At 63.3% G+C, this 13388-nt stretch carries 14 protein-coding genes and 2 pseudogenes; 6 read left to right on the forward strand and 10 right to left on the reverse strand.

Translation table 11 applies throughout. The features are described from left to right. Positions 1 to 145: 145 nt before the first annotated feature. Both RAH32_RS17135 and RAH32_RS17140 read right to left on the reverse strand, forming a co-directional pair. Positions 146 to 883, reverse strand: a complete 738-nt coding sequence (locus RAH32_RS17135) for a DUF4336 domain-containing protein (protein WP_306609503.1) — start codon at positions 881 to 883, stop codon at positions 146 to 148. Then, positions 884 to 1861, reverse strand: a complete 978-nt coding sequence (locus tag RAH32_RS17140; protein ID WP_306609505.1) for an SDR family oxidoreductase — start codon at positions 1859 to 1861, stop codon at positions 884 to 886. It abuts the gene before it with no gap. A gap of 214 nt (positions 1862 to 2075) precedes the next feature. On the opposite strand from RAH32_RS17140, the gene RAH32_RS17145 reads away from it, so the two are divergent. Further along, positions 2076 to 3290 (forward strand): M24 family metallopeptidase, encoded by a 1215-nt coding sequence (locus RAH32_RS17145; RefSeq protein ID WP_306609507.1) that lies wholly within the window; start codon positions 2076 to 2078, stop codon positions 3288 to 3290. A gap of 51 nt (positions 3291 to 3341) precedes the next feature. On the opposite strand, the gene RAH32_RS17150 is transcribed toward RAH32_RS17145, so the two are convergent. Next, positions 3342 to 4115, reverse strand: coding sequence for a creatininase (locus RAH32_RS17150; RefSeq protein WP_306609509.1), 774 nt, complete (start codon positions 4113 to 4115; stop codon positions 3342 to 3344). A gap of 99 nt (positions 4116 to 4214) precedes the next feature. Here RAH32_RS17150 and RAH32_RS17155 point away from each other — a divergent pair, with 99 nt between their 5' ends. The 5 genes from RAH32_RS17155 (at position 4215) to RAH32_RS17175 (ending at position 9166) form a co-directional block, all read left to right on the forward strand. After that, positions 4215 to 5108 carry a LysR family transcriptional regulator gene (locus tag RAH32_RS17155; protein ID WP_306609511.1) on the forward strand — a complete coding sequence of 298 codons (894 nt, stop codon included), beginning with the start codon at positions 4215 to 4217 and terminating at the stop codon, positions 5106 to 5108. A gap of 105 nt (positions 5109 to 5213) precedes the next feature. Next, entirely contained in the window at positions 5214 to 6338 is a 1125-nt protein-coding gene (locus tag RAH32_RS17160; protein WP_373429734.1) for a polyamine ABC transporter substrate-binding protein, read from the forward strand. Between the two features lie 86 nt (positions 6339 to 6424). Then, positions 6425 to 7267: an ABC transporter permease gene (locus RAH32_RS17165; protein WP_306609530.1), complete on the forward strand. Its 843-nt coding sequence runs from the start codon at positions 6425 to 6427 to the stop codon at positions 7265 to 7267. After that, positions 7264 to 8079: an ABC transporter permease gene (locus RAH32_RS17170; protein WP_306609514.1), complete on the forward strand. Its 816-nt coding sequence runs from the start codon at positions 7264 to 7266 to the stop codon at positions 8077 to 8079. The genes RAH32_RS17165 and RAH32_RS17170 overlap by 4 nt, the downstream gene beginning before the upstream one ends. Before the next feature lie 4 nt (positions 8080 to 8083). Next, the gene (locus RAH32_RS17175) at positions 8084 to 9166 is read left to right on the forward strand and encodes an ABC transporter ATP-binding protein (RefSeq protein ID WP_306609516.1); all 1083 of its coding nucleotides are present in this window, start codon (positions 8084 to 8086) and stop codon (positions 9164 to 9166) included. A gap of 252 nt (positions 9167 to 9418) precedes the next feature. Here RAH32_RS17175 and RAH32_RS17180 read toward each other — a convergent pair whose 3' ends face one another. The 7 genes and pseudogenes from RAH32_RS17180 to RAH32_RS17210 form a co-directional block, all read right to left on the reverse strand. Continuing rightward, complete coding sequence (locus RAH32_RS17180) at positions 9419 to 10453, reverse strand: type I glyceraldehyde-3-phosphate dehydrogenase (RefSeq protein ID WP_306609518.1); 1035 nt, start codon at positions 10451 to 10453, stop codon at positions 9419 to 9421. Between the two features lie 44 nt (positions 10454 to 10497). After that, positions 10498 to 10707: a hypothetical protein gene (locus RAH32_RS17185; protein ID WP_306609532.1), complete on the reverse strand. Its 210-nt coding sequence runs from the start codon at positions 10705 to 10707 to the stop codon at positions 10498 to 10500. A 106-nt stretch (positions 10708 to 10813) separates the two neighbouring features. After that, positions 10814 to 11230, reverse strand: a pseudogene (locus RAH32_RS17190) (FAD-binding oxidoreductase); the annotation flags it as partial. Beyond that, positions 11227 to 11850 (reverse strand): GntR family transcriptional regulator, encoded by a 624-nt coding sequence (locus tag RAH32_RS17195; RefSeq protein WP_373429733.1) that lies wholly within the window; start codon positions 11848 to 11850, stop codon positions 11227 to 11229. The pseudogene RAH32_RS17190 and the gene RAH32_RS17195, both read right to left, overlap by 4 nt. A 223-nt stretch (positions 11851 to 12073) precedes the next feature. Next, the gene (locus tag RAH32_RS17200) at positions 12074 to 12616 is read right to left on the reverse strand and encodes a GntR family transcriptional regulator (RefSeq protein WP_306609522.1); all 543 of its coding nucleotides are present in this window, start codon (positions 12614 to 12616) and stop codon (positions 12074 to 12076) included. Positions 12617 to 12687: 71 nt separating this feature from the next. Beyond that, positions 12688 to 13116 (reverse strand): GlcG/HbpS family heme-binding protein, encoded by a 429-nt coding sequence (locus RAH32_RS17205; RefSeq protein ID WP_306609524.1) that lies wholly within the window; start codon positions 13114 to 13116, stop codon positions 12688 to 12690. An 80-nt stretch (positions 13117 to 13196) separates the two neighbouring features. Beyond that, positions 13197 to 13388 (reverse strand): annotated as a pseudogene (locus RAH32_RS17210) (alanine racemase); the annotation flags it as partial.

The raw sequence follows: 13388 nt of genomic DNA on the forward strand, positions 1-13388 counted from the left end.
GGTGCCGCTCGTTCCGCCCTCGAGGTTGTCGCGTATCGCAAGCAGCCTGGTCACTGGGCAGCGGAGCTGGTGCTGTTCCGGCAGAACCATGGACCAGACCGGCCAATGCCGCCGCGATGACCCTGCGCACCAGCCGCCTCCTGTCTCAGCGGATCAGCCAGCGAAGCGAGCGTTCCAGTGGAACGGCGGCATCATGGTCGAACCAGCGGCCATGGGCAAAAATGACCCGTTCCGGCCGGGTCGCGATCAGACGCCGGCCTTCCTCTTTTGCGGCTTTTCCGGCCAGCTTGACGATGGCGCGCAGATAGGCCGGCGCACGGCCATCGGGGGCCAGGATGCCCGCCGCCGCAGCAAAAGGCCGCAACGGGACCGGCAGCTTGTGCTGTTCCAGATTCAGCACCAGATCGACCAGGATCAGCGTCCGGCTGGGGCGGTGATGAAGCGCGACCTCGCAGAACCCTGCAGCCCCGTGGACGGCGATCTGTTCCAGTTCCGCCGGCCAGCCGGGGGCCGCATCATCGCCCAGATCGTGATCCAGGCGCAGGCCCGCCTTTTTGACCTGCGCGCGCTTGCGCAAACCCGGCGCAGCCCAGGTAACGGCCTCCGGCAGTTGCCGTTGCCAATCCTTCAGGAATGTCCAATGGGCGATGTTGGGGGCCACGAGATGACGGACCGGGCCGATCTCCTGGATCTGGCGCAGCAGATCCGGCAGGAAACGGGACGGCGAGTGGATCAGGATCTCGTCCCCTGGCAGCCGGATCACGGTTGTCCTGACCGGGATCGGGATCAGGCCCATGGCCTTCATCGGGCCGCTGTCGATGATCCAGATATCCTCCGTGACAGGCTTCAGGACGTCAAGGGGCGGATAGGTCACGTCTACCATCTATCGACGCCCCCGCAATGCCACCGCCACCACCGCAAGCGCCCCCAGGCCAAGCGCAAGGCCCGTCACCGCGCTACGCTGGGTGGGCGAACGAAGCCCGCCATCGATGCCTCCGGCCTGGGGCGCGGGATGGAACAGGTTTCCGCTGCCGGTGGCAACCCGCGGTGCCCTGCGGAAATAGGATTCCAGGAACAGCGCCATCGCCCGCGTGGTCAGTTCCGGGGAAATGGCATGGCCCAGCCGCAACAAGGCCGTCGGCGCCCCGATCATCGTGGTGGGTTTCGGCCGCACGGCCAGGCGCAGGATGGCATCGGCCACCCGGCGCGCATCCAGCACCGGGGGTGGGGCCGAAAGCTGCCGGCCCGTATAGTTCGCACCATGAGAGATGCCGGGCGTATCCACAAAGGACGGATAGACGTCGCAGACATGAATATGCTTGTGATGGACCAGCTCGCCGCGCAGGGCCTCGGCAAAGCCGCGCAGTCCGAACTTGCTGGCGCTATAGGCCGCCGCGAAGGGTGCCGCAGCAAAGCCGCCCAGAGAGATCATGTTGATGAAGACACCGTGCCCCTGCCGCAGAAAGATCGGCAGGACGGCATGGGCGTCATTCATGTGGCCGATGAGGTTGGTGCGGATCACCTGCTCGTGCGCTTCCAGCGGCACTTCGTGGAAGGCGCCCACGGCACCGGTTCCGACATTGCTGACCCAGACATCGATTTCGCCGCCGAATTCCGCAGCCTGCCGGGCCACATCAGCCATGGCGGCGGCATCCGTGACATCGGCCGCAATGGCCAACGTCTTGCCGCCGATGTCACGGCAAGTCTGCGCCACCTCCTCGATCGCCTCGTGGTCCCGCGCCACAAGCACCAGGCGCGCGCCCTGCCGGGCAAAGGCTTCGGCCGTGGCCTGTCCGATGCCGCTTGAAGCGCCGGTGATGACGACCGTGGACCCGCGCAGGCTGTTCAAAGGCTTGTTCATCCGTAAAGCCTCCCCTTGTGACTGCTCTGGAAACCGCGGGGCGCCGGACAATGTTCCGGCCGAACCTGAAGGAACGGGAATTCTCCAAGGCCCCAGGCAAGGCCCGGCCTGCTGCAAAGCCTTCGCAAATGAGCCAATTACCAAAACAAATTTCAGTCGGTCACGGCGGTTGGATAGCGTCGATCCAACAAAACCAACGGGAGAGGACCGACCCATGGCTGACGACATGCTTCACGTTATGGAATGGCACAACGGCGAAAAGGACTTCTCGCCCTTCTCGGACGCTGAAATGAAACGGCGCCAGGACGATGTCCGTGGCTGGATGGCCGAAAACAACGTCGATGCGGCGCTGTTCACGTCCTATCACTGCATCAACTATTACTCGGGCTGGCTTTACTGCTATTTCGGGCGGAAATACGGCATGGTCATCACCGACCGCGCGGCCACCACGATCAGTGCGGGCATCGACGGCGGCCAGCCCTGGCGGCGCAGCTTTGGCAGCAACGTCACCTATACCGACTGGCGGCGCGACAACTTCTATCGCGCGGTGCGGCAGTTGACGCCGGGCGTCAAGCGGTTGGGGATCGAATTCGACCACGTGAACCTGGACTATCGCCGCCAGTTGGAGGCAGCCCTGCCCGGCGTGGAATTCGTGGACATCGCCCAGCCGTCGATGTGGATGCGCTCGATCAAGTCGGCCGAGGAACACAAGCTGATCCGCGAAGGCGCGCGCATCTGCGACGTGGGTGGCGCGGCCTGCGCGGCGGCCGTCAAGGCGGGCGTGCCGGAACACGAGGTCGCCATCGCATCGACCAATGCCATGATCCGCGAGATCGCGAATTCCTTTCCCTTCGTGGAACTGATGGACACCTGGACCTGGTTCCAGTCCGGCATCAATACCGACGGCGCCCACAACCCCGTCACCAACAAGAAGATCCGGTCGGGCGAGATCCTGTCGCTGAATACCTTCCCGATGATCTTCGGCTATTACACCGCATTGGAACGCACGCTGTTCTGCGACCATGTGGATGATGCCAGTCTGGACATCTGGGAAAAGAACGTGGCCGTCCACCGGCGCGGGCTGGACCTGATCAAGCCGGGCGCCAAGTGCAACGAGATCGCGCTTGAACTGAACGAGATGTACCGCGGCTGGAACCTGCTGCAATACCGCAGCTTCGGATATGGCCACAGTTTCGGCGTGCTGTCGCATTACTATGGCCGGGAAGCGGGCGTGGAACTGCGCGAGGATATCGAGACCGAACTGAAGCCCGGCATGGTCGTGTCGATGGAGCCGATGGTGATGATCCCCGAAGGCCGGCCCGGGGCAGGCGGATACCGGGAACACGACATCCTGATCGTGACCGAGGATGGCGCGGAGAACATCACCGGTTTCCCCTTCGGTCCCGAACACAACATCATCAGGAACTGATCCACCCTGCCGCGAACGGGCCTGCGACTTGCAGGCCCGTTTTGCGGTTTTTCAGAACTCGGCCCCCAGTGCCTCGACGATGCCCCGGGTGCAGACCTCCAGCAGCAACTCGCCCTTTTCCGCCGTCGCTTCCCGGGGCGAGGACAGGGTGCCTGCCTCGGGGGTCCATTCGGGCTTGACCGGGTAAACGTCATAGGGGGGGAAGCTGGCGGGGGTCACATCCACCGCGCGGGCCAGATCGACGAATTTCGGATAAAGGGCCAGCATCAGCGACGTTTCCAGAACGCCGCCATGTTCCAGTGCCCATCCCGGAAAGCCGTTCGGATAAAGCCGCGCGATGTCGTCATCCCCCACGAAATCCCAATAGGACAGCACCACGATCTTCATGTCCGCGATTCCGTCCCAGCGAAGTTCCCGCAGCGCAAGGTCGATCCCTTCGATGATGAACCAGGAATTTTCGTAATGCCCGTTCACCAGGCAGATCTTGCGAACACCGTGACGGGCGAACTCCTTGATGACGTCCCGCAGGGCCGCGACCAGGGTTGCGCCATCCAGGCTGGTCGTGCCGGGCAGGTGATTGCCGCCGCCCGACTTCTGGTGGGACTTGTAGCCATAGGTGAAGGGCGGCGCCACCAGCCCGCCCGTCTCAAGCGCCGCCCGGCGTGCGAATTCCGTAGGCAGCAGCACATCGACGTGCAGCGGCATGTGATGGCCGTGCTGTTCCATCGATCCGATGGGAATCAGGATCGGCGTCGCGCCGTCCCGGACCGCCTCGTGATAATCTGGCCAGGGCAGTTCCGAGGCGAATGCGGTCTTGTGCGGCATGGGGCAACCCTTTGTGTTGACGCTCTGCCCGAACTAGAGTTTTCGATTGAAAATAAATGAAATATAAAGTCGCAATCCTTGCATTGCGGGGGCAAATCCATGGCCGGGCTGACCAATCTTCCAACCGATCTGTTGCGCACCTTCATCGCCGTGGTCGAGCTGGGCGGCCATTCGCGCGCAGGCGCCGCCCTGGGCCGCAGCCAGCCCGCGATCTCGCTGCAGATCCGCAGGCTCGAGGAACTGGTCCGCGCCCCCCTGCTGACCCAGGAAGGCCGCGCCATCCTGCCCACCCCGGCGGGCGAGGCGCTGCTGAGCTATGCCCGCGAAATGGTGCGCATCAACGACGAGGCCGTGCGATACTTCCACCGGTCCGACAAGACCGGCGTGTTGCGCATCGGCCTGCCCACCGACTACGCGGTGGCGTTCCTGCAAGGCACGCTGACCCGCTATATCCATGGCCATGCCGAGGTCGAGCTTGAGGTGCACTGCGACCTGTCGCGCGAATTGCACCAGCACCTGCGGTCGGACGACCTGGACATCATCGTGGCGGTGATGACCGCATCCACCATGCCCTATCTGTCGCGGATGTGGATCGAGCAGCCGATCTGGGCTGCGGCGCAGGATTTTTCCCTGTCGCCCCACGCCCCCGTTCCCTTGGGCGCCCATCCCGAGGGCTGCGATTACCGCGCCCGCATGATCCAGGCGCTTGACGCGATCGAGCGTCGGTGGCGCATCGTCTATACCGGGCCGGGGATTTCCGGGCTTCAAAGCGCGGTGGTGAACGGGCTTTGCGTCACCGCCCTGACGCGGGCGACCCTGCTGCCGGGAATGAAGCTTCTGCATCCGTCCGAAGGATTTCCGGCGCTGGAGCCGTTGCGCGTCGGCCTGTTCTACAAGCATCCGCGCCTGTCTGCGGCGGGATTGCAGCTGGTCAGCGACCTGGTGGCCGACCTGGAAAGCGTGGGATCGGGCGTCCATCCCGTCATGACCTGACCGATAACGCCCGCAAATGGTCGGATTGGAAGAACCGATTTTGCAGAAGGGTCCGCCTCTCCTAGCCTGCCCGTAACCACAAAGACAATCTGACAGGGTGACATGATGACCATCACGAACAAGGCCGGAAGCGGCCTGACGCGCCGTGCGGCCTTGGCCTTGGGGGCCGCGGCCCTGGCCACGCCCATGCTGTCCCGCCGCGCCTTCGCCGCGCCGACCGAGCTGACCATGCTGGCCTGGTATGGCCATGCCGAGCCCGACATGGTGGCCGAGTTCGAGGCTGCCAACAACGTCAAGTTCGTGCCGAAATACTATACCGGCGGCGACAACATGCTGGGCCTGATCTCTCAATCCCCGCCGGGCACCTTCGACGTGATCCTGTCGGATGCCGAATATGTCCAGCAGCTGAACGCGGCAGGTTATATCGAGGCTCTGGACCCGGCGGATTACCCCTTCGACGACTTCTTCCCCGAATTCCACAAGTTTCCCGGCCACTGGGACGGCGACACGCTTTATTCGGTCATCACCCGCTTCGGCTTCCTGGGCGTGGCCTACAACACTGATGCCCTGACCCAGGCGCAGGCCTCGACCTATGACCTGTTCTGGGATCCGGCGCTGACCGGCAAGGTCGGACATTTCGACTGGCACCTGCCGAACCTGGGCCAGATGAGCCTGCTGAACGGCAACCCCAGCCCCTATGACATCGACGAGGCCGCCTGGGAAGCGATCAAGGAAAAGACCCTGACCCTGCGGCCGCAGGTGGGCGGCTTCTTCGATTACGGCGGCACCTTCGCATCGCTGAACAACGGCCAGATGCTGGCCTTCGCGGGAATCGGCGACTGGATCACCGGCACGCTGGAACGCAACGGCGCCAAGGTCCGCAGCGTGATCCCCGAACAGGGCGGGCTGCAATTCACCGAAAGCTTCTCGATCGGCAAGGGATCGGCCAAGGCCGACCTTGCCAAGAAGTGGATCCAGTACATCACCTCGCCCGAGGGTCAGGCGAAGTCGGCCCAGATGGCCGCCTATCCCTGCATCGTGCCCAGCCAGAAGGGATGGCAGGTGCTGGCCGCCCAGAACCCCGACGAGGCCAGACGCCAGGGCATGGTCGAAGGCCCCGGCAGCGCCATCGACCTGATCCGTACCGGCCGCATCCAGTATCGCCAGCTTCCCGTCCAGCAATCGCTGGAGGACTGGAACGACTTCTGGTCAGAGTACAAAGGCGCATGAGCAGCGTGTCTTTCAGCGGGGCGCCTGACGCACAGGGAGGGCGGGTGGACGAACCCGCCCGCCGCGCCCCACGGCCAGAGATTTCGATGCGGCGCCGTATCTCGGCCTATGGACTGACCTTCTCGCTGCCCCTGCTGATCTGGCAGCTTCTGTTCTTCGTGTTTCCGCTGGTCTTCCTGATCGCGCTCAGCTTCTGGACGGTGCGGAATTTTCGGATGCAGCCGGATTTCGACACGGTCAACTGGACGACCATGTATGGCCGGGCGATCTTTTGGCAGGCCTATGGCACGACACTGGCGCTTGCCACGGCGGCGGCCGCGCTGACCAGCGTCCTGGCCTTTCCCTGCGCCTATGCCATCGCCTTCAAGCTGCCCAATGGCGCGCGCCGCTGGGCGATCATGCTGATGGTGATCCCCTTCTTCACCAGCTATCTGGTGCGCATCTATTCCTGGCAGGTGTTCCTGTCGGATGCGGGCATCATCAACGTGATGCTGGGCTGGATCGGGCTTGGCCCCTATGGCCTGCTGAACACGATGGGCGCGACGCTTCTGGGCTATGTCACGCTGGCCTTGCCGCTGGTCGTGCTGTTGCAGTTGTTCAGCCTGATCTTCCTCGACCGCACCCTGATCGAGGCTGCACACAACATGCGCTGCGGCCGGTTGCGCACCGTCTTCGCGGTGGTCATCCCCTCGGCCCGTGTGGGGCTGGTGATCGCGGCGCTGTTCGCCTTCATCCTGTCCTTCGGCGACTTCGTCAGCCCGATCTATCTGGGTGGAGGCGACCCGACCACGCTGTCGATCCTGATCACCGACACCACGAAATCGGGCCAGCAATGGCCCCGGGCCGCGGTCATCGCGCTGACCATGATCGTCACGCTGATGGTGGTGGCCTTCCTGTCCGTCCGCTTTGCCTATCGGGGGCGCAAATGAACACGGGAAATCCCGCCAATCGCAGCCCGCTGCTTCATGGTCTGCTGATGCTGTATGTGGTGCTGGCCTATCTGTTCGTTTTCGCCCCGATCCTGGCCAGCTTCGTCTTTTCCTTCAACTCGGACCGGTTTCCGTCGATCCCCCTGGGGCAGTTCTCGACCGAATGGTACCGGGCGGTCGCCGCCGACCCCCTGGTGTGGGAAGGGCTGAGGAACACGCTGCTGGTGGGCGTGGTGGTGGCCCTGATCTCGACCGCGCTGGGTTTCGGGGCGGCCTATACTGATTACCGCTATTCGTTCCTTGGCAAGCAGGTCTATCTGGCGCTGGCGCTCTTGCCGCCGACCATCCCGGTGGTGATCATGGGGCTTGCCATGCTGGCCTTCCTGTCGCGGGTGAACCTGTCGGGCGACGCCCTGGCCGTGATCATAGCCCATGTGGTGATCTGCGCGCCCTTCGCCATGGCCGTGATCCGGTTGCGGCTGTCGCAGATGGACCCGTCGCTTGAACAGGCCGCCTGGAACCTGGGCGCGTCGGAATGGGCGGCCATGCGCCATGTCATCATCCCCTTCTGCCGCCCTGCGATCCTGGGCGCGCTGTTCGTCACCATGGCGGTGTCCTTCGACGAATTCGCCATCGCCTGGTTCGTCAGCGGCCTGAACGAGACGCTGCCCGTCAAGGTGCTGGGCTTTCTGCAAGGCCAGGTCAGCCCGCGCATCAATGCCATCGGCACCTTCGTCTTCGTGACCTCGATGATGCTTCTGATCCTGGCGCAACTGCTGCTGGGCCACGGCCCCGCCTCTCGAAAGGAATGACCCCATGACCCAGGCACCCCTTGTTTCCTTCGAAGGCGTGGCCAAACGGTTCGGCAGCTATATCGCCGTGCAGAAGATGGACCTGAAGATCTGGCAGGGCGAATTCCTGGCCATCATGGGCTCCTCGGGCTGCGGCAAGACCACGACGCTGCGGATGCTGGCCGGCCTCGAGGCGCCAAGCGAAGGCGTGATCCGCCTGGCGGGCAAGCCCATCAACGACCTGCCCAGTTGGGCACGCGACACGCCGATGGTCTGGCAAAGCCTGGCGCTGTTCCCGTTCCTTTCGGTGATCGAGAATGTCGAATTCGCCCTGAAGATGCGGGGCGTCGGTCGGGCGGAACGGCGGCGGCGGGCGGAACAATGGCTTGACCGGATGCAGATCGGCGAATTCGCGGACCGCGACATCAGCCAGCTGTCGGGCGGCCAGCGGCAGCGCGTGGCGCTTGCCCGCTCGCTGGTGGTCGAGCCGCAGATCCTGCTGCTGGACGAACCCTTGTCGGCGCTTGACGCCGCGCTGAAGGTTCGGATGCAATCGGTGCTGAAGACCCTTCAGCGCGAGACGGGCATCACCTTCGTCTATGTGACCCACAGCCAGTCCGAGGCCTTCTCCATGGCTGACCGCGTGGTGATCATGAGCCGCGGCAAGATCGAGCAGATCGGCACGCCGCAGGACATCTATCGCGCCCCGCGCACCCGCTTCGTGGCGGATTTCCTGGGTGCTTCGAACATCTTTTCCGGCAAGGTGGCGCGCGATCCGCAGGGCCGGACCGTGATCGCGACCGACAGCGGCCAGTTCGCCTTGCCCGGGAACGTGGGGGTTTCGGGTCAGCCCGCCAGCCTGACCGTCCTGGACACCCGAATGCAGATCCATGACCAGCCCCCCGGCGGCGCCCGCAACTCTGTCGCCGCCCGCATGGTCGGAGAGGAGTTCGTCGGCGCGACCGCCACGATCTATTTCGAGACCGAGGCCGGCCAGGAACTGCGCGTGCAAAAGTCGCACGAGGATCTGGCCGGGCTGCCCCTGTCCATCGGTCAGCCCTTTCACCTGTCCTGGGCCATGGAGGATGGGCACCTTGTTCAGGAGTGATGCCTGGACCCGAAGCCCTCTCGATACCACCGATGCTGCGAGCCGATTGCCACAGGCCTGTGCCTACAGCTTTCTTTGTGCGGGCCGGTTGGGTCCGATATGGCTCCCGGACCCGGGATGCAGGCAAGGGCAGGCTAGGGGCTGTGGAAATGAACGCGCCAGCCCAGTGGCGACTTCGGTTGACGTAAGAGATTCCCGCGTCCTTCCGTGGTCACGCCAGGTCATCCATCAATGGCGGCCTCGGACCGGAAATCACGATGCGGATGAACAGATTGGCGGCGCATGTTCTTTCTGATTCTTCATCATCAGACGAGCCATATCCAACATGCGGCAGGAAAATCCCCATTCATTGTCATACCACCCGAAAACCCGCACCAATTCGCCACATGCCGACGTTTCGAGGCCGGATATCACGATCGATTCAGGACGGGCCCGAAGATCGCTTGAAACCAACGGCTTGTCTGTCCAGCCTATGATCGGCGAACTTTCCGCCGCCGCCTTCAGGACCCCATTGACCGACGCAGCGTCAAGGGGCCGAGAGCTTTGGAAGCTGAGGTCTATGCACGAGACACTGGCGGTCGGCACCCGGATCGCACGGGCCATCACGCGACCGGCCAGTTCCGGCAGCACGATATTGATCAGCCTGCCCGCGCTTGTCGAGGTGGGCACCATGGACAATGCCGCGGCGCGCGACCGTGCCGGATCGCCGCGAAGCTTGTCCACCGTTGGCTGGCTGCCGGTATAACAATGAACGGTGGTCATCTGCGCGGACAGGACGCCGAAGGCATCATGCAGGATACGCAGCAGCGGTGCCAAGGCATTGGTCGTGCAGGATGCGTTTGACACGATCCGCTGCCCGGCAAGCCGGTCCTGGTTGGCGCCGATCACCACCGTGATGTCGGCCTGATCCGAGGGGCCGGAAATCAGGACCGATCCCGCACCGGCCCGCAGGCCGCGTTCGACGATGGTCCGCGATCCGGCCAGTCCCGTGCATTCCAGGACGATATCGACCCCCGACAGGTCAAGCTCGCGAAGATCCGGCACCGAATGGAAGGGTATGGATCGGCCGTCGACGACCAGGGCATTCCCGGCCGTTTCCACCCGCCCGGGCCACGGGCCGAAGACGCTGTCATATTCGAACAGATAGGCGCAATCCGCCAACCTCTCGATATCGTTGATCAGGACCAGATCCAGATCGTCATATCCACCTTGCGCAAGGATGCGCAGGATGGTTCGTCCGATGCGCCCGAACCCATTCAGGGCCAGCCGGGTTCTTCTGTCGCTCATGCCGCGCTCCGGTGCGTTTGGAAACTATTTCCAAAACGTGCGGATCATCCTTTCCGCAAAGCCCGGTCAAGAACAAGGGCGACATGAATTGCGTCCCGGCCCGTGCCGTCGTGGATCTGGTGACGACAACTGGTCCCGTCCGCGACGATCAGGTCTTCGGCCGCCGCTTTCCGCACTGCGGGCAGCAGAGACAGTTCCGCCATCTTCTTCGACACCTCGATATTCTCGGTCGCATAGCCGAAGGCACCCGACATGCCGCAGCACGAACTCTCGATGACCTTCACCTCGAAGCCCCAGCGAGAACGGTTCGCCGTCGTGGAACATCCCGTCCACGGCAAGGACGTTGTCCACCGTCTTTCCAAAGCGCAGCGACCGGGCACCGGACGAGTTGTTTCCGCACATCCCACCGATGGTGCAACGCGACGCCGTCGAAGGCTCGACCGGAAAGAACAGGCCGTCCTTGCGCAGAAAGTCGTTCAACGTGTTCAGGACGGTGCCGGGCCGGACGCGCACTGTCCGCGACGCGGGATCATAATCCGTCACGCCGTTGAAATGCCGGGACATGTCCAGGATCAGGCCATTCCCGATCGGCTGGCCGTTCTGGGACGTGCCCCCGCCCCTGGCGATGACCGGCACGTCATGCGCCGCGGCAATCGACAGCGCTGCTTGAAGATCGGCCTCGTGCTTCGGGAAGACCACCCCCTGGGCGTGATCTGATAGATCGAGGTGTCCGTCGCGTAACGGCCGCGGGTGAAGCGGTCGAATGTGAACCGTCATTCCGGGATTTGGCGAAGTATCGCGTCGCGGGTGCTTCTCAGATGGGCAAAGAGAACGGTCGCAATCGCTGCACCATCCCTTCTCCTGAGGGCATCCAGGATCAGTTCATGCTCTCGCATTGCCTCGCGCCAGCGTTCGCCCTGCGCGTCGCTGCTGGCAGTGTATCGCGCGCGACGCAGGCGCATCTGAAGCGACCTGGCCATCGCATCCAGCGCGGCATTTCCAGCGGCTGAAAACAGCGCCTCATGGATTGCCTGGTTGCACTGGAAATAGCGGGGCCGGTCACCTCGCAGGAAATTCGCGTACATGTCCTGGTGAAGGCGATATGCTGGAATTCCTCGTCCGTGATCCGCTCGCAGGCCAGACGGCCGGCAAGAGCCTCCAGGCCGGCCATGAGGTCCATCAGATCCCCAACCTCTGCCCGCGTCAGCACCTTGATCCGCGCGCCCCGATTGGGAAGAAGCTCGATCAGGCCGTCTGCCGCAAGCACCTTGAGCGCCTCCCTCATCGGGGTCCGCGAGATCCGAATTCTTCGCAAAGCTCCCGCTCCGGCACCTTCGCTCCGGCAGGCAGGCTCGTTTCGTTGACCCAGTTCCGCAGCCTGAGGACGATCTCCTCATGCATGGTCGTGGCCGCAAAACGCATCAGGCCTTTATCAAGATGCATCGCCAACCCGACAGTTGAATTACGTCAATCGTATCACGCCGTGAAAAAGAGAATCCAATCGGTGCAGAATAATGCCAACAGAATTCAGAATTCGGCTTCCACGTCACGATGGCGTCGCCAGACCTGCCACCGACAATGCGGCACGCACCGCGTTCGCCGTTCTCATGACGTGGTCCCTCAGGAGCATGGCACAAAGACGCTCGTCCGCGCCTCGAGGGCGGACAGGATCTTCTCGTGATCCTGCACGACGCGCGCCCAGTCTTCGTCGCTTTGCCGCACGGTATGGCGGATGTTCCTGATCCTCAACTCCATGTTGCTGTAAAGAATCTGGAGCGCGCCGTTCCCGGCTGCCTCGAAGATCGACAGATGAATCTTCCGGTGGAGCCTGGCATATTCAAGGTTGTCGCGCAGCTCATAGGCCGCAACCATCTGCCTGTGCAGGCCTTTCAGTTCGGCCAGTTCGGCCTCGGTGATGACGCTGACCCGTGCCCCGCGCTGCGGCAACAACTCGACCAAGCCCTCGGTGGCCAGAACCTTCAAGGCCTCGCGTAAGGGCGTCCGGGATATGTCGAAGGCCTCGCAAAGCTCTTTTTCGGGGATTTTCTGACCTGGCGCCAGCTTCCCGTCCACGATCATGTTGCGCAGTTCGTCGGCGATCTGGCTGTGCAGCGTGGCTCGAGCGAATGGGGGACGGGCTTGCCGTTGCTCATTGCCTGCCACGATGCTGGACCTCTCCACGTCAGTATCCGGTGAAAGTATAATCAGGCCCGATGCCAAGAGAAACCACCGTTTCAGCCGGGATCGGCGGTCAGACCAAGGGCTTCGATCGCATGGACCGCACAGGCTTCATCATTGTCGGAACTGTCGCCCGTGATCCCGATCGCGCCGATCAAGACGCCATCCTTTCGGATCAGGACACCGCCTGGTACCGGAACAAGACTGCCCCCTGCGATCGAATTCATGGCCTGGATGAAATAGGGCTGTTCCTGCGCCCTCTTGTAGAGCGCCCGAGAGCCGAGACCCATGCCGATCGCGCCCCGCGCCTTGCCCTGCGCAATGTCGGGCCTAAGGAAACTTGTGCCGTCCTGGCGCAGCAGCACCTTCAGATTCCCTGCGGCATCAAGGACCGCAACGGTCAGGGGTTTCAGGTCAAGCTCTCGCGCCCTTTGGAGGCAGCGTTCCGCAAGCTCCTGGGCGAGGGACAAGGTCAGGTCGGTCATGGCATCATCCTTGTTTATGCGGAAACGACTATAGGGAATTTTCCTCAGGTATCGACCTTTATGGCCTTTCCCTGTTGTCTGGCGAGGTCGACGACGGCGGATGCGACGGCCTTGGCGTCAGTGGTCTTCACGCCGCAGCGGCCTGCGCCGCAGTCGATTTCCACGAAGCACTCGATGGTCGTGCCGTGCCTTTGCGCCGCCGCCGATAGGTCGGCGACGTTCGCCACGTCGTCCACGCAGACGATGATCCGCCTGCCCAAGCTGGGCAGCCG

Origin of the sequence: Paracoccus yibinensis, from assembly GCF_030846195.1 — a bacterium.
Lineage (GTDB): Bacteria > Pseudomonadota > Alphaproteobacteria > Rhodobacterales > Rhodobacteraceae > Paracoccus > Paracoccus yibinensis.